Origin of the sequence: Rhizobium sp. Pop5, from assembly GCF_024721175.1 — a bacterium.
In the GTDB taxonomy this organism is placed as follows: Bacteria; Pseudomonadota; Alphaproteobacteria; order Rhizobiales; family Rhizobiaceae; genus Rhizobium.
This window is the reverse complement of record NZ_CP099399.1, coordinates 3,428,170-3,449,254: the sequence shown is the minus strand read 5'-3', so window position 1 is coordinate 3,449,254 and position 21,085 is coordinate 3,428,170. Positions and strand designations below refer to the sequence as shown.

21 protein-coding genes are annotated in these 21,085 nt (G+C 61.4%); 13 read left to right on the top strand and 8 right to left on the bottom strand.

Translation table 11 applies throughout. The features are described from left to right. Positions 1-10: 10 nt before the first annotated feature. From cysE to NE852_RS19135, 5 genes are all read right to left on the bottom strand, one after another. Positions 11-829, bottom strand: a complete 819-nt coding sequence (gene cysE / locus NE852_RS19155) for a serine O-acetyltransferase (protein ID WP_008533339.1) — start codon at positions 827-829, stop codon at positions 11-13. 119 nt (positions 830-948) lie between these two features. Further along, positions 949-1,446 (bottom strand): GNAT family N-acetyltransferase, encoded by a 498-nt coding sequence (locus tag NE852_RS19150; RefSeq protein ID WP_008533338.1) that lies wholly within the window; start codon positions 1,444-1,446, stop codon positions 949-951. A 16-nt stretch (positions 1,447-1,462) separates the two neighbouring features. Further along, positions 1,463-2,452 (bottom strand): WD40 repeat domain-containing protein, encoded by a 990-nt coding sequence (locus NE852_RS19145; RefSeq protein ID WP_008533337.1) that lies wholly within the window; start codon positions 2,450-2,452, stop codon positions 1,463-1,465. After that, positions 2,452-3,510, bottom strand: coding sequence for a GTP-binding protein (locus tag NE852_RS19140; RefSeq protein WP_008533336.1), 1,059 nt, complete (start codon positions 3,508-3,510; stop codon positions 2,452-2,454). Before NE852_RS19140 ends, NE852_RS19145 begins: the two co-directional genes overlap by 1 nt. A gap of 144 nt (positions 3,511-3,654) precedes the next feature. Beyond that, positions 3,655-4,443, bottom strand: coding sequence for a creatininase family protein (locus tag NE852_RS19135; RefSeq protein WP_008533334.1), 789 nt, complete (start codon positions 4,441-4,443; stop codon positions 3,655-3,657). Between the two features lie 85 nt (positions 4,444-4,528). Here NE852_RS19135 and NE852_RS19130 point away from each other — a divergent pair, with 85 nt between their 5' ends. The 7 genes from NE852_RS19130 (at position 4,529) to NE852_RS19100 (ending at position 11,116) form a co-directional block, all read left to right on the top strand. Beyond that, positions 4,529-5,041: a MarR family winged helix-turn-helix transcriptional regulator gene (locus NE852_RS19130; protein WP_008533333.1), complete on the top strand. Its 513-nt coding sequence runs from the start codon at positions 4,529-4,531 to the stop codon at positions 5,039-5,041. 120 nt (positions 5,042-5,161) lie between these two features. Further along, positions 5,162-6,184, top strand: coding sequence for a LacI family DNA-binding transcriptional regulator (locus NE852_RS19125; RefSeq protein ID WP_003590238.1), 1,023 nt, complete (start codon positions 5,162-5,164; stop codon positions 6,182-6,184). 28 nt (positions 6,185-6,212) lie between these two features. Further along, the gene (locus NE852_RS19120) at positions 6,213-7,169 is read left to right on the top strand and encodes a 2-hydroxyacid dehydrogenase (protein WP_008533332.1); all 957 of its coding nucleotides are present in this window, start codon (positions 6,213-6,215) and stop codon (positions 7,167-7,169) included. A 207-nt stretch (positions 7,170-7,376) separates the two neighbouring features. Next, on the top strand, positions 7,377-8,552 hold the full coding sequence (locus tag NE852_RS19115) for a hypothetical protein (protein ID WP_008533331.1): 1,176 nt from the start codon (positions 7,377-7,379) through the stop codon (positions 8,550-8,552). 23 nt (positions 8,553-8,575) lie between these two features. After that, positions 8,576-9,283, top strand: coding sequence for a TerD family protein (locus tag NE852_RS19110; RefSeq protein WP_008533330.1), 708 nt, complete (start codon positions 8,576-8,578; stop codon positions 9,281-9,283). 16 nt (positions 9,284-9,299) lie between these two features. Continuing rightward, the gene (locus tag NE852_RS19105) at positions 9,300-10,334 is read left to right on the top strand and encodes a hypothetical protein (RefSeq protein WP_008533328.1); all 1,035 of its coding nucleotides are present in this window, start codon (positions 9,300-9,302) and stop codon (positions 10,332-10,334) included. Then, positions 10,331-11,116 (top strand): VWA domain-containing protein, encoded by a 786-nt coding sequence (locus tag NE852_RS19100; RefSeq protein ID WP_008533326.1) that lies wholly within the window; start codon positions 10,331-10,333, stop codon positions 11,114-11,116. The genes NE852_RS19105 and NE852_RS19100 overlap by 4 nt, the downstream gene beginning before the upstream one ends. Before the next feature lie 33 nt (positions 11,117-11,149). On the opposite strand, the gene NE852_RS19095 is transcribed toward NE852_RS19100, so the two are convergent. Next, on the bottom strand, positions 11,150-11,929 hold the full coding sequence (locus NE852_RS19095; protein ID WP_008533325.1) for a gamma-glutamyl-gamma-aminobutyrate hydrolase family protein: 780 nt from the start codon (positions 11,927-11,929) through the stop codon (positions 11,150-11,152). A 291-nt stretch (positions 11,930-12,220) separates the two neighbouring features. Here NE852_RS19095 and NE852_RS19090 point away from each other — a divergent pair, with 291 nt between their 5' ends. Further along, positions 12,221-13,327: a TRAP transporter substrate-binding protein gene (locus NE852_RS19090; RefSeq protein WP_008533324.1), complete on the top strand. Its 1,107-nt coding sequence runs from the start codon at positions 12,221-12,223 to the stop codon at positions 13,325-13,327. Between the two features lie 86 nt (positions 13,328-13,413). On the opposite strand, the gene NE852_RS19085 is transcribed toward NE852_RS19090, so the two are convergent. Both NE852_RS19085 and NE852_RS19080 read right to left on the bottom strand, forming a co-directional pair. Continuing rightward, entirely contained in the window at positions 13,414-14,901 is a 1,488-nt protein-coding gene (locus NE852_RS19085; protein WP_008533323.1) for a TRAP transporter large permease subunit, read from the bottom strand. A 21-nt stretch (positions 14,902-14,922) separates the two neighbouring features. Beyond that, a complete protein-coding gene (locus NE852_RS19080; RefSeq protein WP_258155946.1) occupies positions 14,923-15,462 on the bottom strand; it encodes a TRAP transporter small permease subunit in 540 nt (179 codons plus the stop codon). Positions 15,463-15,791: 329 nt separating this feature from the next. Between NE852_RS19080 and NE852_RS19075 the strand changes: the two genes are divergently transcribed. The 5 genes from NE852_RS19075 to NE852_RS19055 all read left to right on the top strand — a co-directional run bounded on the left by NE852_RS19075 (position 15,792) and on the right by NE852_RS19055 (position 21,084). Then, positions 15,792-18,095, top strand: coding sequence for a bifunctional diguanylate cyclase/phosphodiesterase (locus NE852_RS19075; protein ID WP_037174504.1), 2,304 nt, complete (start codon positions 15,792-15,794; stop codon positions 18,093-18,095). 143 nt (positions 18,096-18,238) lie between these two features. After that, positions 18,239-18,991, top strand: coding sequence for a hypothetical protein (locus tag NE852_RS19070; protein WP_008533317.1), 753 nt, complete (start codon positions 18,239-18,241; stop codon positions 18,989-18,991). Positions 18,992-19,157: 166 nt separating this feature from the next. After that, positions 19,158-19,382 carry an aa3-type cytochrome c oxidase subunit IV gene (locus NE852_RS19065; protein ID WP_008533316.1) on the top strand — a complete coding sequence of 75 codons (225 nt, stop codon included), beginning with the start codon at positions 19,158-19,160 and terminating at the stop codon, positions 19,380-19,382. Positions 19,383-19,537: 155 nt separating this feature from the next. Then, positions 19,538-20,686 carry a Re/Si-specific NAD(P)(+) transhydrogenase subunit alpha gene (locus tag NE852_RS19060; protein WP_008533314.1) on the top strand — a complete coding sequence of 383 codons (1,149 nt, stop codon included), beginning with the start codon at positions 19,538-19,540 and terminating at the stop codon, positions 20,684-20,686. Continuing rightward, positions 20,686-21,084 (top strand): proton-translocating transhydrogenase family protein, encoded by a 399-nt coding sequence (locus NE852_RS19055; RefSeq protein WP_008533313.1) that lies wholly within the window; start codon positions 20,686-20,688, stop codon positions 21,082-21,084. Before NE852_RS19060 ends, NE852_RS19055 begins: the two co-directional genes overlap by 1 nt. Position 21,085: the final 1 nt, after the last annotated feature.

The window sequence follows — 21,085 nt, the reverse complement described above, 5'->3', positions numbered from 1 at the left end:
CGGAACGATACTAGATGTTCTGATCCATCGTCTCGGCGGGGATTTCGTCGGCGCGATGGATGCGTACGACGGCTGCCGGCACGCCGGCGACCGTGCAATGCGGGGGAACCGCTTTCAGTACGACGCTACCGGCGGCGATTTTGCTGAAAGCGCCGATTTCGATGTTGCCCAAGATCTTGGCGCCCGCGCCGATCATCACGCCATGACGGATCTTCGGATGACGGTCTCCCGTTTCCTTGCCGGTGCCGCCGAGCGTGACGTTTTGCAGAATCGACACTTCGTCCTCGATGACAGCCGTTTCACCGATGACGATGCCCGAGCCATGGTCCAGCATGATGGACGCGCCGATCTTCGCCGCAGGATGGATATCCGGCCCGAAGACCAGCGAAGCAAGGTTGGAGAGCCAGCTTGCGATCTCTCGCCGGCCGTCGCTCCAGAGCGCATGGGCGACGCGGTGGGTCTGCAGCGCATGAAAGCCCTTGAGATTGAGGAGCGCGTGCAGGAATGTCGTGCAGGCCGGATCGCGTTCGCGCACCGCGAGGAGGTCGGCCTCGACCTTGCGCATGATATCGTCATCAAGCGTGGACAGGATGAGGTCGAACAGATCGTCCGTTTCCACCTGCGCTGCGCAGAGCCGCGCGGCCAGCACGCGGGCGACCAGTTCATTATTGCCAGCGGTGTCCATGACCTCCATGGCAAGCAGCCGCCGCAAAATCGGCTCGCGCGCGGCAAGCGCGGCCGCCTCAGAGCGGATCACCGCCCAGACGGACGTGTCGCCCGAGGGCTGCGGCGGTTGCTCGGCCGAGCCGAGGCCGGTCGATTTCGGCATTTCCCGTTTCCTCTGTCAGCCGCGGCGCAAGACGCTTCCTGCGCTGAGTTCATGTTTCGCCCGTGCAAGGAATTTGGCAAGCCCCAATAGCCTATGCCTTGGGCGCGCGATCCCATATTCTAACCGCCGGTCGGTTGCAGACCGAGTGTCAGCTCCGGAAGCCGGCGCCAGTGATAGAGCACGTCAGGCTCTTTTTCCTCGTTGTCGAGGCCATCTGTCTCCTCCCCGGCGGTAAACCCATGCCGCTCGTAAAAGGCGTGCGCACCGGCATTGCGCTGGAATGTCCAGAGCCGGATCTCGTTCATTTCCTCCTTGGCGCAGTCGAGAAGCAGGGAGCCGATGCCGATACCCTGGAAATCCGGGAGAACGTAAAGTTGCTCTATCCAATCATCGCCATAGGCGATGACGCCGACGAGCTTGCTTCCCACGGCGGCGCCGAGGATCGTGCAGTTCGGCAGGAGATGCATGCGCCAATATTGCTCTTCTTCCTCAGGCGTGTGCAGAACGGGCAGCCAAGGCAGACGCTGCCAGAGCGCTATCCGCCTGATCCCTGCCGCCGCCTGCATGTGGTCGACGCCAAGGATGACGATTTCGGGTTCCGTCAGGACATCGTCCATTTCAGGCAACGCGGCCTCAAGCCGAGATGTCGATGACGCCGCAATCGCCGGCTTCGGAGGCGAAGGCGAGCAGTTTGCCGTTCCCACTCCAACTCATCGCCGTGATTGCACCCTTGCCGGGCCGGCGTAGCAGCGCCTCCTTGCTGTCGGTAATGCGCACGGCCAGGATCATGCCGTCGACGAAGCCGATGGCGAGGATATCCTCCAGCGGATGGAATCTCACCGAGGTCGCCATGATGTTGGCGCGGGTGCCGAGTTCCAGCGGCGCCTTGCCCATCGGCCCGTCCTTGCCCTGAAAAGGCCAGACGATTGCCGCAGGCGCACCCGAGGAGGCGAGCCATTTTCCCTTGACGGACCAGGAGAGGGACTTCACCTTGGCGGGATAGCCGGTCATGCGCATGTGGCGGGCTTCTGCGCCCGGCTTGCTGTCGAGCTTCCAGCCATGCAGGGCGTTTTCCTGCATCGAGGTGACGAGGAAATTGCCGTCAGGCGAGAAGGTGACGCCGGTATGCGCGCCCTTCCATTCGAGATCGACCGGTTTGGCGCTCATGCCGACCCAGTGCAGCGACACCCCGTTATAACGTGCGGCCGCAATGCGCAGCCCCTTCGGTGCGAAGGCAATACCTTCGACCGTGCGCTCCTCGGGAAATTCCTTGGTCGTGCCGTCGGCGAGGCGCACGAGCGAACTCTTGCCGTAGGAGTAGGCAATGGCGCCCTGCGGGCCGGCCGCGACCTGTGAAATCCACTTGCGTGGGGCGACGGCAAGCTCGCTGACGCTCCCGTCGGCCGCGATGCGCAGGACCTTGCCGTCCTCGCCACCTGAGATCAGGCTCTCGCTATAGGGATCGCGGATTGCGGTGAGCATGCCCTGATGGGCTTCTGAAACCCTCTCGCCGCCGTCCAGCCGGTGAAACGTGCCGGCCGCGTTCGCGAAGAAGGGAACATCACCTAAAAATTCGACGGCCAGAACGTGGCCGTCGAGATCAAGCGGTGCAACTGTCGGCATCAGGCGGCTGCCTCGCAGGCCTTGAAGGAGGCTTCTAGCTTTTCACGGTCGAGATCACGGCCGATGAAGACGAGACGGCTTTCATGCTTCTCGCCGTCCTTCCACGGACGCTGGTGGTCACCCTCGATGATCATGTGCACGCCCTGGACGACATAGCGCTCAGGATCGTCCTTGAAGGCGACGATGCCCTTGAGGCGAAGAATGTTGGGTCCCTGCACCTGGGTGATCTTCTGGACCCAGGGGAAGAAACGCTCGGCGTTCATTTCGCCGCCGCGCAGCGATACCGATTGCACCGTCACATCGTGGATCGCCGACATCGCGCCGTGGTGATGATGATCGTGATCATGATGATGGTCGTGATCGCAATCCGGGCCGCAGACGTGGTCGTCATGGCCGTGTTCCAGGAAATGCGGATCGTTTTCGAGCGCGCGCTCCAGGTTGAAGGCGCCCTGATCGAGCACACGGGCAAGGTCGACGCCGGAGCGGCTGGTCTTGTAGACGCGAGCGGCCGGATTGATGGCGCGGACGATGTCTTCGATGACATCAAGTTCTTCCGGGGTGACGAGATCGCTCTTGTTGATGACCACGACGTCGGCGAAAGCGATCTGGTCTTCGGCCTCGCGGCTGTCCTTCAGGCGCAGCGGCAGGTGCTTGGCGTCGACGAGGGCGATGACGGCGTCGAGCTCGGTCTTGGCGCGCACGTCGTCGTCCATGAAGAAGGTCTGGGCGACCGGGACGGGATCGGCAAGGCCCGTCGTTTCGACGATGATGCCGTCGAACCGGCCGGGGCGGCGCATCAGGCCTTCGACGACACGGATCAGGTCGCCGCGCACCGTGCAACAGACGCAGCCGTTGTTCATTTCGTAGATTTCCTCGTCGGACTCGACGATCAGGTCGTTATCGATGCCAATTTCGCCGAACTCGTTGACGATGACCGCATATTTCTTGCCGTGGTTTTCGGAGAGGATGCGGTTGAGCAGCGTCGTCTTGCCGGCGCCGAGATAGCCGGTGAGCACGGTGACGGGAATAGGCTTCTGGGTGGAGATCGCGTCGGTCATGAGAACCTCTAGGATTAGGCGTGCGGCCGACCCGCTTGGATCGGCTGCTTCAGCGGTTGGTCTCATATAATGGCATGGGCACGGCAGTTCAAAGGGTTTTATATGTTATAAGATCACGTCGCCTGGTCGGCGCCCATGGCCGTATCAGCGAAGCTGCGTAACGTCGAAGGCGTCGACATCTTCCAGCAGTTCCAGCAACCCTTTCACCGCATGCGCAATCAGCGCCTCACCCTTTTCAGCCGTCGCCGCCGCGGCATTGCCTGCCACCCCCTGCGCACCGAGATCCGACATCTTCCAGCCGAAGGCATGCGGCCCGTAGGCGCGCAGATGTGTGAAGCGAGCGGCGAACTCCGTCTGCCGCGAGGGAAAATCCTGCGCTTTCGTCATGTCGACCCTGTCGGGATGCAGCGCCAGCATCACCGAGGTCTCGATATCCCCGCCATGGATGCCGATCGCCTTTTCCTCCGGCGCCACCACGCCATCGGGAAGGCCGAAACGGGTCCAGCTCGTCGCCACTGCCAGCATGGCAAAGCGGACCCTTGCCTCGGTCGCGACGATAGTCATGAGAGGCGAATTGCCGCCATGGGCATTCAGCATCACGAATTTGCGGATTCCCTGCGTCGCCAACCCTTCGGCAATGCCGAGCCAGCGGTTGACCGCTTCGTCGAAGGCGAGCGTCTTCGTTCCTTCAACATCCATGTGCTCTATGGAATAGCCGACCGATTCGGCGGGCAGGAAGGTGACCGGCAGGCCGGCGCGCAGTGCCATCTTCAAGCGCCCGACGATGCCTTCGGCGATCAGGGTGTCGGTTTCGAAGGGCAGGTGAGGGCCGTGCTGCTCATGGGCGCCGAGCGGCAGCACGGCGATCGGGCGGCGTTCGTCATGGGCAAAAGCGGGATCGCTATCTTCGAAGCGGAGCGAAGGCGTCATCATCCGGTGGTTGCCTCTTGTTTATGACGAGATCCTGGGCAATGTCATATCGCAGTGGCGCTGGGGCTTAAAGATCAAAGGGATGGCTATGGGCAAGAAGCATAAGGACGGCAAAAAGAACAAGTCCAAAAAGAAGGACCAGACCGAGTATACGCTCGTCGATCTTTCTCCGGCGCTGACCCAGGCGGCTCGTTCCATGCGCACGGTGCTCTCGCGCAACCTGCTCGAAAGCGGGCTCTATGCCGGCCAGGACGGCGTCATTCTCTCGCTTGCAGAGAGCGACGGCATGACGGCCGGCGGCCTTGCCCAGAAGCTCGGCGTCAAGGCGCCGACGATGACGCGCACGATCGGCCGCATGGAGGCGCAGGGCTTCCTCGAGCGCAAGCCCGATGCCGAGGACGCGCGTCTCACCAAGGTCTATCTCACCGAACTCGGCCGCGGCAGCGTGCAGGCGATCGAAATGGCGGCTTCGGCCTGCGACAGGCTGGCGACGCTGGAATTCTCCGAAAAGGAAATCCGCAACCTCGTCCGCCTGCTGAAGGCCATCGACGGCAATCTGCAGGCCGAAGCCCTTCATATCGAAGAACCGGACGAAGAGTGAAATTTCCCTCGAGAGACAAATTGCTTCCGGCGGTTAAATCTTTTAATTAAACATTTTAAGGGGCCGCGCCGGTTTGCCGGTGGGGCCTTGCTGTCTTGCGTGCTGCCTGGAGGAGGACACGTGGTCCAGAAGATCAAGCTTTCGACGATCGCCGAAACGCTCGGCATTTCAACGGCGACCGTATCGCTTGCCTTACGCGACAGTCCGCTCGTCGCCGGCAATACGCGGGAGAAGATCAAGGAACAGGCGCGCGCACTCGGCTATATCTACAATCGCCGCGCCGCCAGCCTTCGCACCTCCCGTTCCGGCATCATCGGCGTCGTCGTGCACGACATCATGAACCCCTTCTACGGGGAGATCCTGAAGGCGATCGAAAGCGAACTCGATCGCAGCCGTCACACCTTCATCCTTTCCAACCATTACGACAATGTCGAAAAGCAGCGCACCTTCATCGAGACGCTGCTGCAGCTTGGCGGCGATGGTGTCATCATGTCGCCGGCGATCGGCACGCCGCCTGAGGACGTGCAGCTGGCGGAAGAAAACGGCATGCCGGCCATCCTCGTCGCCCGTTCGATGGAAGGGCAGGACCTGCCGACCTATCGCGGCGACGACAGCTACGGCATTTCGCTCGCCACCAACCACCTGATCGGCCTCGGCCACCGCTCGATCGCCATGATCGGCGGCACGGATCAGACGTCCACCGGCCGCGACCGCTACCAGGGTTATGTCAACGCGCTGCGCAAGGCCGGTATCGAGGTCGATCCGAACTTGCGCATTCCTGGCCCGCGCTCGAAGCAGGGCGGTTTCGAGGCGGCGGTGCATTTCCTCTCGCTGCCGCAGAAGCCGACGGCGGCTGTCTGCTGGAACGATCTCGTTGCGATCGGCCTGATGAACGGCATCGCGCGCGCCGGCCTGGTGCCGGGGCGCGATATTTCCGTCACCGGTTATGACGATCTCGAGGAAGCTTCGATCGCCACGCCGGCGTTGACGACGGTGTGGAACGGCCAGACCGAGGTCGGGCGCCTCGCCGCCCGGGCGCTCCTCGACCGCCTCGCCGGCAGCCACGAGCCAGACGGAATGCATCTCATCAAGCCGGAAATGCGCATTCGCCAGTCCACCAGTCCCCATCGGCCGCGCGCCTGAACCAGACCGCCACCCAAGAGGAAAAGCCATGTCCCGCATCGCCATTCTCGTTCCTGGGAAGATACACGACCGTGTTCTCGAAAGGCTGAAGGATCGTTTTGAGATCATCGCCGTCGCGCGCGAGGAAAGGCTTGCGTTGGACGGCGAAACCGCCGGCCGCATTCGCGGCGTCGCCGTCTCCGGCACCTTCTCCGGCGCCTGGATGGACCAGTTGCCTAATGCCGAGGTGATCGCCAGTTTCGGCGTCGGCTACGACGGCATGGATGTGAAGCGTGCCGCCGAAAAGGGCATCGTTGTCACCAATACGCCCGATGTTCTGAACGACGAGGTCGCCGATACCGCGATCGGCCTACTCTTGAACACGATCCGCGAATTGCCGCGGGCCGAAGCCTGGCTGCGCGCGGGCAACTGGAAGCCGGGTGCTGCCTATCCGCTGTCGCGCTACTCGCTCAAGGGCCGCCATATCGGGCTCTACGGCCTCGGCCGCATCGGGCTCGAAATCGCCAAGCGGCTGGAGCCTTTCAAGGTGAAGATCAGCTATCACACGCGCTCGCGCAATGCCGATGCGCCCTACGATTATCACCCGACGCTGAAAGAGCTGGCGGAAGCGGTGGATACGCTGATCGCCATCGTTCCGAAGACGCCGCAGACGCACAAGACGATCAATGCCGATATCCTCGCCGCTCTCGGCCCGGACGGCATTCTCGTCAATGTCGGCCGTGGCTGGACCGTGGACGAGGAGGCGTTGAGCGCTGCCCTTGCATCGGGCGCCCTTGGAGCGGCCGGCCTTGACGTTTTCTACGAAGAGCCGACCGTTCCGGCCGGCTTGCTTGCGCCCGAGAATGCCGTGCTGCTGCCGCATGTGGCTTCCGCATCCGTGCCGACGCGCAATGCCATGGCCGATCTCGTCGCAGACAATCTCATATCCTGGTTCGAGAGCGGGGCGGCGCTGACGCCGGTGCCGGAGACGCCGCAAAAAGCTTAGGCGCATCGCACAGAAGTTGATTCATCAGAGGCAGCTCAGATCTTCGATATCCAGGCGGCTCCGTCAATCGACTGTTATTCTTGGGCGATATGTTGCCGGGCGCGATACCTTCGGTTACATTCGCGTCGATTTTTTACAACCGGGTTCGCAACCCTTCCGTGCGGCTGATGCCGTATCCATGGGGCAGCCAAAAGGGGGACTGGCGGCATGTCCGAGCCGAGCGCATCGAATACGACGACCCTCGAGACCGGCCGGGGTCTGATTCCGGCGCTTTCGACCGGCAGCCTTCCCGCCGTCGTGACGGTCATTCTTCCCCCGGAGAAAGTCGGTGAGGCCACCGATCTGGCGGAGCGGTACAGGCTGGCAACGGTGGAGCCGCATGGTCTCATCACCTTCGGCCAGGAAGCCATCGGCGGCTTCGGCGCCAAGCTCGACGCCATCCTCTCGCAAATCACCAATGCGCAGTCGCCGGTGCTGTTCGAATTGTTCCGGACGATCCGGGACGGCATTAATGATGCCGATCTCAAAGGGCTCGAAGCGAGCATTCGCGAGAAGCTGAAGGGGAGCTTCTTCGAGCGCCTGCTGATGGCCGTCGGCCTTGGCGACCCGGCCAGGCGACTCAAGACGGTAACGGACGAGGTTCGCGGCATGCTGCAGAGCAAGGCCAAGTCTCTCGGCGATCTGGTCAAGCCAATGGAGGCTCAGATCGAGGAGGAGAGCGGCAAGCTCATTCTCGAAGTATCGCGTATGAGCACACTGGCGCAGGGATATCGCGATACGATCGTGTCTCTCGGCGTTTTCGTCGAGGCCGGCCGACGCATCCTTGCCGATGCCGGCCGCGAGCTCGATCGGCTGACGAAGGAGGCGGCCTCCGGCGATCCGCTCAAGGTACAGGAAGCCCGCGACTTCTCGCAGAAACTCGACATCTTCCAGAACCGGGTGCTGGTTCTCGAAACCGCCTATGCCAAGGCGCCGGCCGATCTCGATTCAATCGGAATTGCCCGAGGTGCCGCGCTCGCGACCCTTGCGGATACGGTCACGTCGGCGAATGCCGAGTTCAACGACATCAAATCGATCCTGATCCGGCTGCATGCGCTTTTCCAGATGCAGTCGATCCATCAGATGAACGCCATGCGGCGCGAACTGCGCGCATCGCTCCAGCAATATGGATTGCAGGTGCTTGAGGATGTCTCGGTCAATTCGGTCAAGGCCTCCGGCGAGACCCGGCTTGCCGATGCCGAACTGGTGCTCGGCACCGCCCAGCGGCTACGAGCTATCGCCGACAAGGTGGTTGCCGAAGGCGAACGGAACAAAGAGCGTTATGCCGCCGCCCGCGCCAAACTCGAACAAGCACGGCAAATCGTGACCGATCGCCCGATCTGAAGATTGCAGGAGAAAGACAGCGCATGGCAACGTTCAAGCTCAACAAGGGTCAATCATTCCAGATCCAGAAGGAGATCCAGCTCGTCCATTCAGGACTTGTCTGGGATCCGCCCGAGGGTTCGGGGCCGGCCTTCGACCTTGATGTGCATTGTTTTGCGCTTGTCCACCCCGGCGGCGATGCGAACCGGGCGCGGCTCTACAATGAAGGTTCGCATGCACTCTGCTATGCTTTCGTGCGCAGCTCCGGCAATCCGGAAGGGTCGCTCACCAAGAATGCCGACGGTTCCTTTCAGACCGACGACGGCTCGATGTGGCACGAACGCGACGACCGCACCGGGCGCGGCGGCCTGATCAAAAAGTCGGAACCTGACGAGGACGATGATGATGACCATCACGGCGGCGGTCATCATGACGAAGGGTTCCGCGAGGAGTTCAAGATCGTGCTGGCAAAGCTGCCGAAGGAGATTTCGGAGCTGGCAGTCTGGGCGACAATCCATGACGCGGAGCGCAAGAAACAGGACTTCGGCAAGGTCAAGAACGCCTATATCGAGGTCTGCGATGCGATGGACGACGAGCTTTGCCGTTATCAGCTGACGGCCGAGTTTGCCGGCAAGACGACGATACAGGTGGCGTCCTTCCTGAAGCAGCCGGACGGATCCTGGAGATTCCACGCCGTCGGCGCGGGTTCGAACGCCGGACTCGGCGACGTCATCAACGCCTATTTCGGCTGAACAGAAAGTTCATTTGATGAACGGCAAGGCAGACGGACCGCCGGAAAGGCAACCGGGCCAGTCGCCGAAGGTGCTTTTTCCGGAAAGCGCCTCGCCTGATGTTGCCGATCACCCCCGACAGTCCATCGAGCCGAAAGTCCTGTTCGGTTCGCCACGCCCGCCGACACCCAAGGGTGACAAGCCGCGGGTTCTTGCTGCGGGAGAAATTCGCCAGCGGATTCCCTGCAGCGCGGAGGCGCTCCTGAGGATCGACGCCGGTGCCGATATGCCGGTTGCGACGGCGGCGCTGCGCATCATCGATGGGACCAATCTCGACGACCATTATTTCGACGATGTCGTGCGCTTCGGCGCGCGCCTGCAGACCGAGCATGGCAAGCTTGCCGAAAGAGAACTCGCCCTTGCCGATAGCGAGACGTTGGCGAGGGGGAGACAGCTTGGCGCCGAGTTGCTCCAGCGCCTTGGCGATCTTGATCCGGACCGTGTATTTGCCGTGCGCGGCGGCGTCCTGAACGCGATCAAGGCGCTGGCGGCGCCGCGCGATCCCGACACTCTCTTTTTTCAGCTCTATCCCGGGATACAGGCCTCGGCGAGAGAACTCGATGCGCTTGCGCCTGACATCGTCGCGGTCGCCAAGCGGCTTCGTGCGGTCGGCAAAGCCTACGCGGCGCTCGATCGTGATCTTTGTGCCCATATCCTGGCGGGGCGTTTCCTGGTCGATTATGCCGGCGGCGTCCAGCTTGCCGATCGCGAGCGGCAGGCGCATTACGCCTCGCAAGCCGATGCGATCGAGACGAGGGTCGCCAGCCTCTCGGCCACGAAGGCGACGATCGAAATGAGCATGCGCACCGTTGCCGGGATGGCACGGCACGTCGACGCATTGGGACACGCCGCGGAAGGCCTGCTGAATGAGGAGCTGCCGGCCTGGCATGCGGCCTACTCGGCGGCGCTGACAGCGGCCCGAACCCCACAACCGCCAGCTCAGGTAAGCGCCAGATCACTGCTTCGCGACATTCACACACGCATTCTTGCAAAACTCAGACCGGAGGGATGACTTTGACGACATTCAAGCTGCACAAGCCCGAGGAAGAAGTTCGCCGCGTCGGCTTCGTCCTTCAGAAACAGGGCATTCACGAGCGCATTCCTGCGCAGGTTGGTATCAATATCGATGTCTCGGGCTCGATGAACGGCCTTTTTAAATCCGGAGCGGTCCAGGCGGCGATCGAGCGTATTCTTCCTGTCGCTCTTTATTTCGACGATGACGGGCGCATCGACACCTGGGTCTTTTCCAACGGAAACGCAATGGCCTCGATCATCCCGGCGACAGCGAAAAACTATGAAGATTATGTCGAGCGCGAAATCATCACTAACCCGGCTCTTGACGGCGTGCTCTGGGGCGGCACCGACTACGGTCCGGTCATCCGCTCGAACCTGATGGCATATGGTTTGATGGAGGAACAGAACGCCGGCGGCCTGCTCGGCATGATCTTCGGCATGCGGCGTGACCGGTTCGGCGAGGAGACGCGTTCCGGCGTTCCCGCGATCAACTATTTCCTCACGGACGGCGAGAATGCTGACCGGGATGCAGCTTGGGAGTTGCTGGAGAAGGCTGAACATGCCGAATCCCAAATCTACTACGTTATGGTCGGCATCGGCGATGAACGTTTCGACTTCCTGCGCGAAGCGGCCGAGCAATTTCCAAATGTCGGCTTCGTCAGGGTCAAGGATCTTGGGGAATTTGTCGGCAGCGACGACGCCTATCAGAAACTGCTGCCGGCCGAACTCTGCGCATGGCTCAAGCACGAGCATGACGACGAGGACGACGATCACCACTGATAACAGGGCCTGCCGGCCTGCCGACGCGTGCCGTCAGGCGATCGCCTGTGCCGGGACTATCTGCAGTTTTCCAGCGGCGTGACTGCGCACGGCGTCGCCGAAAGCGGCAAACAGCTTGTTCGAAGGCTTATCGGTTTCGGCCCAATATTCCGGATGCCATTGCACTCCGACGGCAAAGGCCTTGGCGTCGATGACGGAGACCGCCTCTACCGTGCCGTCTTCGGCGATGGCTTCCACCTGCAGGCGCGGTGCGGTTCTGGCGATCGCCTGGCGATGCAGGGAATTCACGCGGATTTCGCCCGCGCCGAGAATGCCTGCGATGCAGGAGCCTTCCTTGACGTGGACGGTCTGGCGGATGGCATACATGCCGTCGCGGTCGACGCCTTCAGGGCGACGGTGGTCCCAGATGCCCGGCTGCTCCTGGATCTCGGTTGCGAGCGAGCCGCCGAGAGCGACGTTCAGCTCCTGAATACCGCGGCAAATGGCGAGCATCGGGATGGCGCGGTCGATGGCGCGGCGGATGAGGGGCAGGCTGGTGGCGTCTCGGGCGGAGTCGAAGGGGCCGTCCCTTTCAGTTGCGTCGGCGCCGTAGAGCGAGGGATGCACATTGCTGGCCGAGCCGGAAACCAGGAGGCCGTCGACGCGATCGAGGATCGCGTCCGCATCGTAGCCTTGCTCGAAGGCGGGGATAATGAAGGCCATGACGCCGGCCGCATTCAGCGCGGCACGCAAATATTGATGCTGCACGGCGTGCCAGGTCGCGCCGTCGAAACTGCGGATATCGGCAGGAATGGCAACGATCGGTTTCGTCATGTTTGCACCGGTTAAATCTTTCTGTGTCGTTTTGGCGCCAGAACTGCCGCCAAGTCAACGCTTGGCTGTGTCCGATGGCCAAATTGCGGCATAGACGGCTCGGCAGCGGCCCTAATTTGCCGCTAAGCTGCTGATTTTGATAGATACGCTGATATTGTCTTATTGTCGTCTTGATGCCAAAGGCTAATAGACTAAAGCTTGAATCGCGGCCTTCGCCATGCTTAGCTCTGCCCTCGCTGCGGGTAGGGGTGAAGATTGGCCGCGCAGTGCCATCTATACGGGAGGTTTTTGATGGATCGTCGTTCGTTTTTCAAGAAGGCGGGGACTGCCGGCGCCGGAGCGGTTGCTGCAACGGCATTGGCAGCGCCTGCGATCGCGCAGGAGAATCCGAAGATCGCATGGCGCATGACGTCGTCCTTTCCGAAGAGCCTGGACACGATCTATGGTGGCGCTGAGGATATCGCCAAGCATGTCGCCGCCGCAACGGATGGCAATTTCACGATCCAGCCTTTCGCCGCCGGCGAAATCGTCCCCGGCCTGCAGGCCGTCGATGCCGTAGCCGCCGGCACGGTCGAGGCAGCGCACACCACCTCCTATTATTTCGTCGGCAAGGACCCGACCTACGCCATCGGAACTGCCATTCCGTTCGGCTTGAACAGCCGCCTGACCAATGCCTGGTTTTTCGAGGGCAACGGCAACAAGCTGATGAATGAATTCTATGCCACACAGGGCATGTATGCGCTGCCGGCCGGCAATACCGGCGCGCAGATGGGCGGCTGGTTCCGCAAGGAAATCAATACGCTCGACGACCTCAAGGGCGTGAAGATGCGCATTGCCGGCCTGGCCGGCCGCGTCATGGAGAAGGTCGGCGTCATTCCGCAGCAGATTGCCGGCGGCGATATCTATCCGGCGCTGGAAAAGGGCACGATCGACGCGGCCGAATTCGTCGGTCCCTATGACGACCTGAAGCTCGGCTTCCACAAGGTGGCGAAGTACTATTACTATCCGGGTTGGTGGGAAGGTGGCCCGACCGTGCATGCCTTCTTCAATCTCGAAAAGTGGAGCAACCTGCCGAAGCATTATCAGGCGGCGCTCACCGACGCTTGCGCCTTCGCCAACACTAACATGCTCGCGAAATACGACACGAAGAACCCGACGGCGCTGAAGCAGCTCGTTGCCGAAGGCGCGACGTTGCGCCCGTTCAGCCAGGAGATCATGGAAGCCTGCTTCCAGGCGGCGACCGGCATCTACACTGAAATCTCCGGCACGAACCAGTATTTCAAGAAGATCTACGACGACCAGACCGCCTTCAAGCGGGACGCCTATCTCTGGATGCAGCTTTCGGAATATACCTTCGATACGTTCATGATGATCCAGCAGCGGGCCGGAAAGCTTTAAGCTTTTCTCCGACGTCATCCGTCGACGCTTGATCCCAGCAGATGACAAAACCCCCGGATTTCGGTCCGGGGGTTTTCTTTTCCAGGTTATTTGGCGGGCGCCGGCGGCGATCCTGGCAGGCCGTTCAGTGGCGGCAAGGTCAAGCCGGGGATCTGCGGCGCGTTGTTGCCGCCGCCGCCCACCGGCGGGAGGCCGAGCTGGCCGCCGGGCACTTCGATCTTGATCGAGTTCGGGTCCACTTTCGGGCCGTGGTCCAGCCAGTAGGTGACCGATTGCGGCCAGAAGATCACGATCGCCACCAGAATGAGCTGCATGCCGACCCAGGGGAGCGCGCCCATATAGATATCCGAGGTCTTGACGTCCTTGCTGGCGATCGAGCGCAGGTAGAAGAGCGCGAAGCCGAAGGGCGGGTGCATGAAGCTCGTCTGCATGTTGACGCAGATCAAGACGCCGAACCAGATCAGGTCGATGCCGAGATTGGAGGCGACGGGGGCGAGCATCGGGATGACGATGAAGGCGATCTCGAAGAAATCGAGAAAGAAGGCGAGTACGAAAATGAAGATGTTGACGAAGATCAGGAAGCCGACCGGGCCGCCGGGGAGACCCGAGAGCATATGCTCGATCCAGCGCGAGCCGTCCATCCCCTGGAAGACCAGGCTGAAACAGGTGGAGCCTATGAGGATCATCACCACCATCGAGGTGATATGCGTGGTCGATGTCATCGCCTCACGGATCAGCGGCCAGGTGAGGCGGCGATTCATGGCGGCGAGCGCCATGGCACCGACGACGCCGAGCGCGCCTGCCTCCGTCGGCGTCGCAAGGCCCATGAAGATCGTGCCGAGCACCAGGAAGATAAGCACGATCGAGGGCACCATGCCCATCAGCACCCTTACCAGCAGCGCCCGGTTGAAATCGCCGCGCACTTCCTTCGGCAGCGGCGGCATCGATTTCGGCCGGATGATCGACATCACCGCGATGAAGAGCACGAAGATCGTCACCTGCAGGATCGAGGGGCCGATGGCGCCGAGATACATGTCGCCCACCGACCGCCCGAGCTGATCGGCAAGAACGACGAGCACCAGCGAGGGCGGGATCACCTGGGTGATCGTGCCCGAGGCGGCGATGACGCCGGTGGCAAGGCGCGGGCTGTAACCATAGCGCAGCATGATCGGCAGCGAGATCACCCCCATGGTGATGACGGAGGCCGCCACCGTGCCGGTGATCGCGCCAAGCACGGCGCCGACGAGAATGACGGCATAGGCGAGACCGCCGGGAATGCCGCCGAAGAGCTTGCCAGTGCCTTCGAGCAGGTCTTCGGCAAGGCCGCAGCGCTCCAGCACCGCTCCCATGAAGGTGAAGAAGGGGATGGCGAGCAGCAGGTCGTTGGAAACAATGCCGAAGAAGCGCAGCGGCAAGGCTTGCAGAAAGACCTCGCCGAAATGGCCCGTGGCGATGCCGATGATGCCGAAGAACAGCCCGACGGCGGCGAGCGAGAAAGCGACCGGAAAACCGTAGAGCATGAAGATGACCATGCCCAGGAACATGGCCGGCGGGATGATGCCGAAATCAAACAAATCCGTTCCTCCCCATCCGCCTTACTGCAGCGGCTTTTCGTATGTCGTGTCGATCCGGATGGTGCCGGTCAGTGCTGCTATCCGCTTGATCAGTTCGGACACACCCTGAAGGGAAAGCAATGCGAAGCCGGCGACGAGGATGAGCTTGACGGGCCAGCGGATCAGCCCGCCGGCATTGCCGGATATTTCGCCCTGTTGATAGGAGATCGCGAAAAAGGGCCAGCACAGCCAGGTGAGATAGATACATGCAGGAAGGAGAAAGAAAATCAGGCCGATGATGTCGATCCAGATCTTCGCCTTGTCGGAAACGGCGCCGTAGATCAGATCGACGCGGACATGCTCGTTGTTGCGCAGTGCATGCGAAGCACCGAGCATGACGACGAAGGCGAAGAGATACCACTGGATCTCAAGCCAGCCGTTCGAACTGTAGTTGAAGGCATAGCGGACGATAGCGTTTCCAGCGCTGATCAGACAGCAAAACAGCACCATATATTCGGAAAGTTTGCCCATGATCCGACTGACCGAGTCAATCAGCCGGCTGGCGGCCAGAAGTGCCGACATTCGCCTCCCCTTCTTCTTATCCTGCCGGTGTTTCGGCAGTTTTCCCTCTTTGCAATCGATGTAGACCACGGCCTTTGAAAATGGAAGGATAAATGCCTCGCCTTGGAGCATAGTCTTAGGTGCAGAACGCAGGCTGCGCGTTCGCCGAATATTCGGACAACCCAGGCGTGGATAAATTATTTCAATAATCTCGCGAGTAGGCTGCATTATCTCGCGTAGGATGTAGGGTTCACGCTCTGGTTTTAGAAAATTTGACCAAATGTTTGATTCCATTGAAATCAATTTTTAAAGGGTTGGCCCTAGAATTCCCGCGCACAGGGAAAGTGTGGATGAAGCCAGATAACCCGAACAGGGTCCCTACAGATGTGTATCTGTCGTTTGTGAGCTCCCTTTCGGGGAATCGCATGACGTTGCTTGTTGGCGTCATCGTGCATGTCGCGACATGCCTCGCCGTAGCCGCCAAGACGCAATACTCCATCTACATCTTGCTGTCGGTCGCCTTCCTTCTGGTCTTCGGCGTCCGCATGGCCATCTTCCGGCAGTTCGATCGTGTCGACAAGCAGACCCTGTCGCACGCCGGGATCGAGCGTTGGGAGAGGGTTCTCGTTGCCACCGGAGCCTGCACCACCGCTCTTCTCGGCTTCGCCAGCGGCTACGCCATCTTCGTCGTGCACGATTCCTTTGCGGAGCTTGCCTGCATTTCCGTCACCATGGCGACCATGGTTTCCGTCGTCGGCCGCAACTACGGGTCGCGCTTCGCAGTCGATCTCCAGACGTTCTTCTGCTGCCTGCCGATGATCGTCTGCAGCCTGCTGGCGATGGATTTCTATCGCGGCGTGCTGTCGATCTTCCTCATTCCTTTCTGGCTGACAACGCGGGCGATGGCGAACGGCGTGCGCGAGTTTCTCTACGAGAACGTCATTGCGCGCCGGGAAATCACCATTATCGCCGACCGTTTCGATACGGCCCTCAACAATATGCCGCACGGCCTCGTCATGGTCGATGCCGAAAACCGTGTCCAGGTCATCAACCGCAAGGCCTGCGAGCTTCTGAAGATCGGTGCGCCGGAGCGGCTAAAGGACCGCGATCTCGAGGCCGTGCTGCGCTATGGCGCACGCTACAGCTTCATGGATGCCTCGCAGCCGGAGCTCATCCTGCGCCAACTCACCCAGGTCGCCGAGGGAAGCCTGTCGCGCACGCTCATTCATTTTCCCGAGAGCCTGTCGCTCGAATTCTCCGCAAGCCGAAGGGCCGATGGCGGTGCCGTGCTGATCTTCGAAGATGTGTCGAGCCGGGTGAAGGCGGAACAGAAGATCATGCATATGGTCCGCTTCGATGCGCTGACCGGCCTGCCGAACCGCCAATATTTCGGCCAGCTCGTGCAGGAATATCTTGCCAAACATTCGAGGAAGTCCGGGCCGCTCGGCTTCATGGTGCTCGATATCGACGAGTTCAAACATGTCAACGACATGCGCGGCCATGTCACCGGGGATCATCTGCTCTGTGCGATCGCCGCCCGCATCAGGCAGGCCTCCGGCAATGCTATCCTCGGCCGCCTGATGGGAGACCAGTTCATCCTGTTCTTCCCGCATGCGAAGCATCCAACCTCGCTCGACCTCGAGATTCGCCGAGTGCACGCCGCAATTCAGGGCAACTACGAGGTCGACGAGCTGACTTTCCTCGTTTCGCTCAGCGCCGGTTATGCGATCCTCGAAAGCGACGCATTTGCGCTGGACGAATGGAGCGTCAAGGCGGATCTCGCGCTGTTCGAGAGCAAGTCGCGCTTCAAGGGCGGTATTTCAGGCTTCGAGCGCGAGATGGACGGACGCTATATCGAGCAGCAGAAGCTGAAGGCGGATCTGCGCGAAGCGGTCGCCGCACAGGCGCTGCATCTCGTCTTCCAGCCGATGTTCCGGGCTGACGGATCAAGGATCGAATGCGCCGAGGCCTTAGCGCGCTGGGTGCATCCGGAGAAGGGCTCGATCCCGCCCGACGTCTTCATCCGGCTCGCCGAGGATATGGGCATCATCTCCGACATCACCCGCTTCGTGCTGTTCAAGGCCTGCAGCGAATGCATGACCTGGCCGGAGCATATCGCCGTCTCGGTCAACCTTTCTGCGCGGGATCTGCGCAATGCCGACATCCTGTCCGTAGTCGCCGACGCGCTTGCCCATTCCGGCCTCGACGCGGCGCGGCTGCATCTTGAAGTCACCGAGAGCTGCCTGATCGACGAGCCGGCGGCGGTGCGCGCCATCCTGGCAGAGCTCAGATCCCGCGGCATCACCATCGCCATCGACGATTTCGGAACCGGCTTCTCCAGCCTCAGCTATCTCGACACGCTGCCGCTCGACATCGTCAAGATCGACCGCTCCTTCGTGCGCAACATCGTCGAGGATACCCGCCGCCTCAAGCTCTTGCGCGGTACGGTCAATCTCGCTCGGGAACTCGGCCTGAAGATCGTCATCGAGGGCGTCGAGACCGAGGAACAGCTCGCTCTGCTCAACAAGCACCGCAGCACCGATCTCGTTCAGGGCTATGTTTTCTCGCCGCCGGTGCCTTCTCAGAATATCACCCTGCTGCAACAGGGCGTCGGCCGCCGCACCGTCCAGCGCCGCCGCAACAAGGTCGCCTGAGCGCCCGCCAACGGCCGGTTTTCCCGCTGGAAATCTCCACCCGCGTTAACCTTAATACTTTGAATCCGACGCCATTTGCCGGATTTCCTTGCCTAAATGGCGTGGGCGTATGATTAATGATTCGTTAACAACGGATCATGAGAATGTCAGAGTTACTGTTCACGCGTAGCGATTTCAGCACGAAAATCTTGGAAATTCTGGATCATGTGGAGTATCGCCGCGTCGAGAGCAGCGAAGACATGGAGGAGGTGGAGCGCCTGCGCTACAAGGCTTACAAGGCCCATGGCGCGCTGTCCCTTGCCCCGGAAGGCCTATTGGACGACGTCGATTTCGACAGCCATGCCTATATCTTCGGACTGTACTATTATGGTGAACTGATCAGTACGATCCGCATTCACCACGTGACGCCGGAGCATCGTGTCAGCCGGTCCGGAGAAGCCTTTCCCGAGGCGATGGATGAACTCTTGGACGCCGGGCTGACCTTGATAGACCCGGCGCGCTTCGCGGCCGATCCGGAGCTCACCGCCAACCTGCCATGGGTTCCCTATCTGACGCTGAGACCCGCCATCGTTGCGGCAGCGTATTTCCGGGCTGACCGCGTTATTCAGTCCGTCCGGCCCCCGCATGCCGCCTTCTACAAGCGGGTCTTCTATGCCGATACCATTGTGCCCGGCCGACTGGCGGAGAGTTACGGGGTTGACGTGACATTGATGGCGACGAATGTGATCGAGGTCGGGCGCAAGCTGCTGACGCGCTATCCCTTCTTCATCTCCAGCGCCAGCGAACAGCGCATGATGTTTTCGCGCAATCCCAACGACACGCTGCCGCCGCTCACCATCATTCCGACGGCGCGTTTCGTGCCGCCAGGCGAACTCGGCACCGATCTGCCGCTCTGATTTCTTCTTCTCCCCCGCCTCGAGAGAAGGTGGTTGCGAAGCGGCGGCTGCGGCATTCTCATGCATTGCGCTTTCGCCTGTCATTGTGTAATCCCTGCAGCTAGGGATGTCCCTCGTTCGGCGAGGGAATCAGGCTGCGCAAAGGCATTTGAGGGAGACGAATTTTATGGCCGAACATCATACCGGACCGGTCGAGACCGGCGCGCCGATGGATTACAAGGAACATGAGCAGACCTACAACATGTTCATTGCCGGCACGAAATACGGCACGATGCTTCTCGTCGTCCTCCTGCTTGCGATGACCGCCGGTTTCTTCGGCGGCGCCGGCCTTCTCGGTGGCCTTTTCGTCTTCATCGTTCTTCTCGCCGTGGGCATCGCCCTGTTCCGCTGATCGCGTAGATTCAGAGGAGCAGAGCGTCCTTTGCGCGTCCGAAAGGACGCATGGCGCTCTGAGGGAGGAGAAGCTTCTCCGAAGCTTTGTGAATTAGATGCTCGGCCCGCGCGGGGGAGCCTGCGGCGGTCTGGCTGACCCGGAGGAGGGGGCAGTTGGGCAATATTATTTTCGTTGCGAGGGAAAACACGGACGGGGAGACACGTGTCTCCGCCTCCGCCGAGACCGTGAAGAAGATGAAGAGTTTCGGCTTCGACGTCGTCGTCGAAGCCGGCGCCGGCGTGCCGTCGCGCATTCCGGACGCCGAGTTCGAGGCCGTGGGGGCCAGGATCGGCAGTTTTGCCGATGCCGCCTCCGCCGACGTGGTACTGAAGGTGCGCCGTCCAAGCGCATCCGAGATCTCGGGTTATAAGAGCGGCGCCGTCGTCATCGCCGTCATGGATCCTTATGGCAATGACGAAGCGATCGCGGCTCTGGCAAGTGCGGGCCTTTCGGCATTCGCCATGGAGCTGATGCCGCGCATTACCCGCGCCCAGTCGATGGACGTGCTGTCGTCCCAGGCCAATCTCGCCGGCTATCAGGCCGTCATCGAAGCGGCTGGTGTCTACGACCGCGCCATGCCGATGATGATGACGGCGGCAGGTACCGTGCCGGCTGCCAAGGTCTTCGTCATGGGCGCCGGCGTCGCCGGTCTTCAGGCGATCGCGACCGCGCGCCGCCTGGGTGCTGCGGTCTCGGCCACCGACGTCCGCCCGGCCGCCAAGGAGCAGGTCGCTTCCCTCGGCGCCAAGTTCATCGCCGTCGAGGACGAGGAGTTCAAGGCGGCGGAAACGGCAGGCGGCTACGCCAAGGAGATGTCTGCCGAGTATCAGGCCAAGCAGGCAGCCCTGGTGGCGGAACATATCGCCAAGCAGGACATCGTCATCACCACCGCCCTCATTCCCGGCCGCCCGGCGCCGCGGCTCGTGTCGCGCGCCATGCTCGCCTCGATGAAGCCGGGCGCGGTCGCCGTCGACCTCGCAGTCGAGCGCGGCGGCAATATCGAAGGCGTCGTCGCCGGCGAGATCGCCGATGTCGAAGGCGTCAGGGTGATCGGGTTCGCCAATATGCCGGGCAGGGTCGCGGCCAGCGCCTCGGCGCTCTACGCCAAGAACCTCGTCACTTTCCTCGAGACCATGGTCAACAAGGAAAGCGCGAGCGTCGTCGTCAATCTCGACGACGAACTCGTCAAGGCGACGATGCTGACCTATGCCGGCGACGTCGTTCATCCCGCCTTCGGCGGCGCGAAGAAGGGAGACAGCTAATGGCCAGTGAAGCAATGGACAAAGCGCTGGAGCAGCTCGATCAGGCCGTGACCGCCGTCATCACGGCGGCGGCCCAGGCGCCGGAAGCGGCGAGTGCGGCGACCGGGGGAGCGATCGATCCTTTCGTCTTCCAGTTCGCGATCTTCGTCTTGTCGATCTTCGTCGGCTATTACGTCGTATGGTCGGTGACGCCGGCGCTGCATACGCCGCTGATGGCCGTCACCAATGCGATCTCCTCCGTCATCGTCGTCGGCGCGCTTCTGGCGGTCGGTATCTCCACCAGCGGGCTTGCGACTGGCTTCGGTTTCGTTGCCCTGGTGCTTGTTTCGGTGAATATCTTCGGCGGCTTCCTCGTCACGCAGCGGATGCTTTCGATGTACCGCAAGAAGGACAGGTGAG

Coding starts and splice junctions, on each gene's coding strand:
- NE852_RS19150 (WP_008533338.1), bottom strand. CDS start 1,446: ATGGACGATGTCCTGACGGAACCCGAAATCGTCATCCTTGGCGTCGAC.
- NE852_RS19055 (WP_008533313.1), top strand. CDS start 20,686: ATGGCCAGTGAAGCAATGGACAAAGCGCTGGAGCAGCTCGATCAGGCC.
- NE852_RS19075 (WP_037174504.1), top strand. CDS start 15,792: ATGAAGCCAGATAACCCGAACAGGGTCCCTACAGATGTGTATCTGTCG.
- cysE (WP_008533339.1), bottom strand. CDS start 829: ATGCCGAAATCGACCGGCCTCGGCTCGGCCGAGCAACCGCCGCAGCCC.
- NE852_RS19130 (WP_008533333.1), top strand. CDS start 4,529: ATGGGCAAGAAGCATAAGGACGGCAAAAAGAACAAGTCCAAAAAGAAG.
- NE852_RS19110 (WP_008533330.1), top strand. CDS start 8,576: ATGGCAACGTTCAAGCTCAACAAGGGTCAATCATTCCAGATCCAGAAG.
- NE852_RS19105 (WP_008533328.1), top strand. CDS start 9,300: ATGAACGGCAAGGCAGACGGACCGCCGGAAAGGCAACCGGGCCAGTCG.
- NE852_RS19100 (WP_008533326.1), top strand. CDS start 10,331: ATGACTTTGACGACATTCAAGCTGCACAAGCCCGAGGAAGAAGTTCGC.
- NE852_RS19080 (WP_258155946.1), bottom strand. CDS start 15,462: ATGTCGGCACTTCTGGCCGCCAGCCGGCTGATTGACTCGGTCAGTCGG.
- NE852_RS19135 (WP_008533334.1), bottom strand. CDS start 4,443: ATGATGACGCCTTCGCTCCGCTTCGAAGATAGCGATCCCGCTTTTGCC.
- NE852_RS19070 (WP_008533317.1), top strand. CDS start 18,239: ATGTCAGAGTTACTGTTCACGCGTAGCGATTTCAGCACGAAAATCTTG.
- NE852_RS19145 (WP_008533337.1), bottom strand. CDS start 2,452: ATGCCGACAGTTGCACCGCTTGATCTCGACGGCCACGTTCTGGCCGTC.
- NE852_RS19065 (WP_008533316.1), top strand. CDS start 19,158: ATGGCCGAACATCATACCGGACCGGTCGAGACCGGCGCGCCGATGGAT.
- NE852_RS19095 (WP_008533325.1), bottom strand. CDS start 11,929: ATGACGAAACCGATCGTTGCCATTCCTGCCGATATCCGCAGTTTCGAC.
- NE852_RS19115 (WP_008533331.1), top strand. CDS start 7,377: ATGTCCGAGCCGAGCGCATCGAATACGACGACCCTCGAGACCGGCCGG.
- NE852_RS19140 (WP_008533336.1), bottom strand. CDS start 3,510: ATGACCGACGCGATCTCCACCCAGAAGCCTATTCCCGTCACCGTGCTC.
- NE852_RS19090 (WP_008533324.1), top strand. CDS start 12,221: ATGGATCGTCGTTCGTTTTTCAAGAAGGCGGGGACTGCCGGCGCCGGA.
- NE852_RS19120 (WP_008533332.1), top strand. CDS start 6,213: ATGTCCCGCATCGCCATTCTCGTTCCTGGGAAGATACACGACCGTGTT.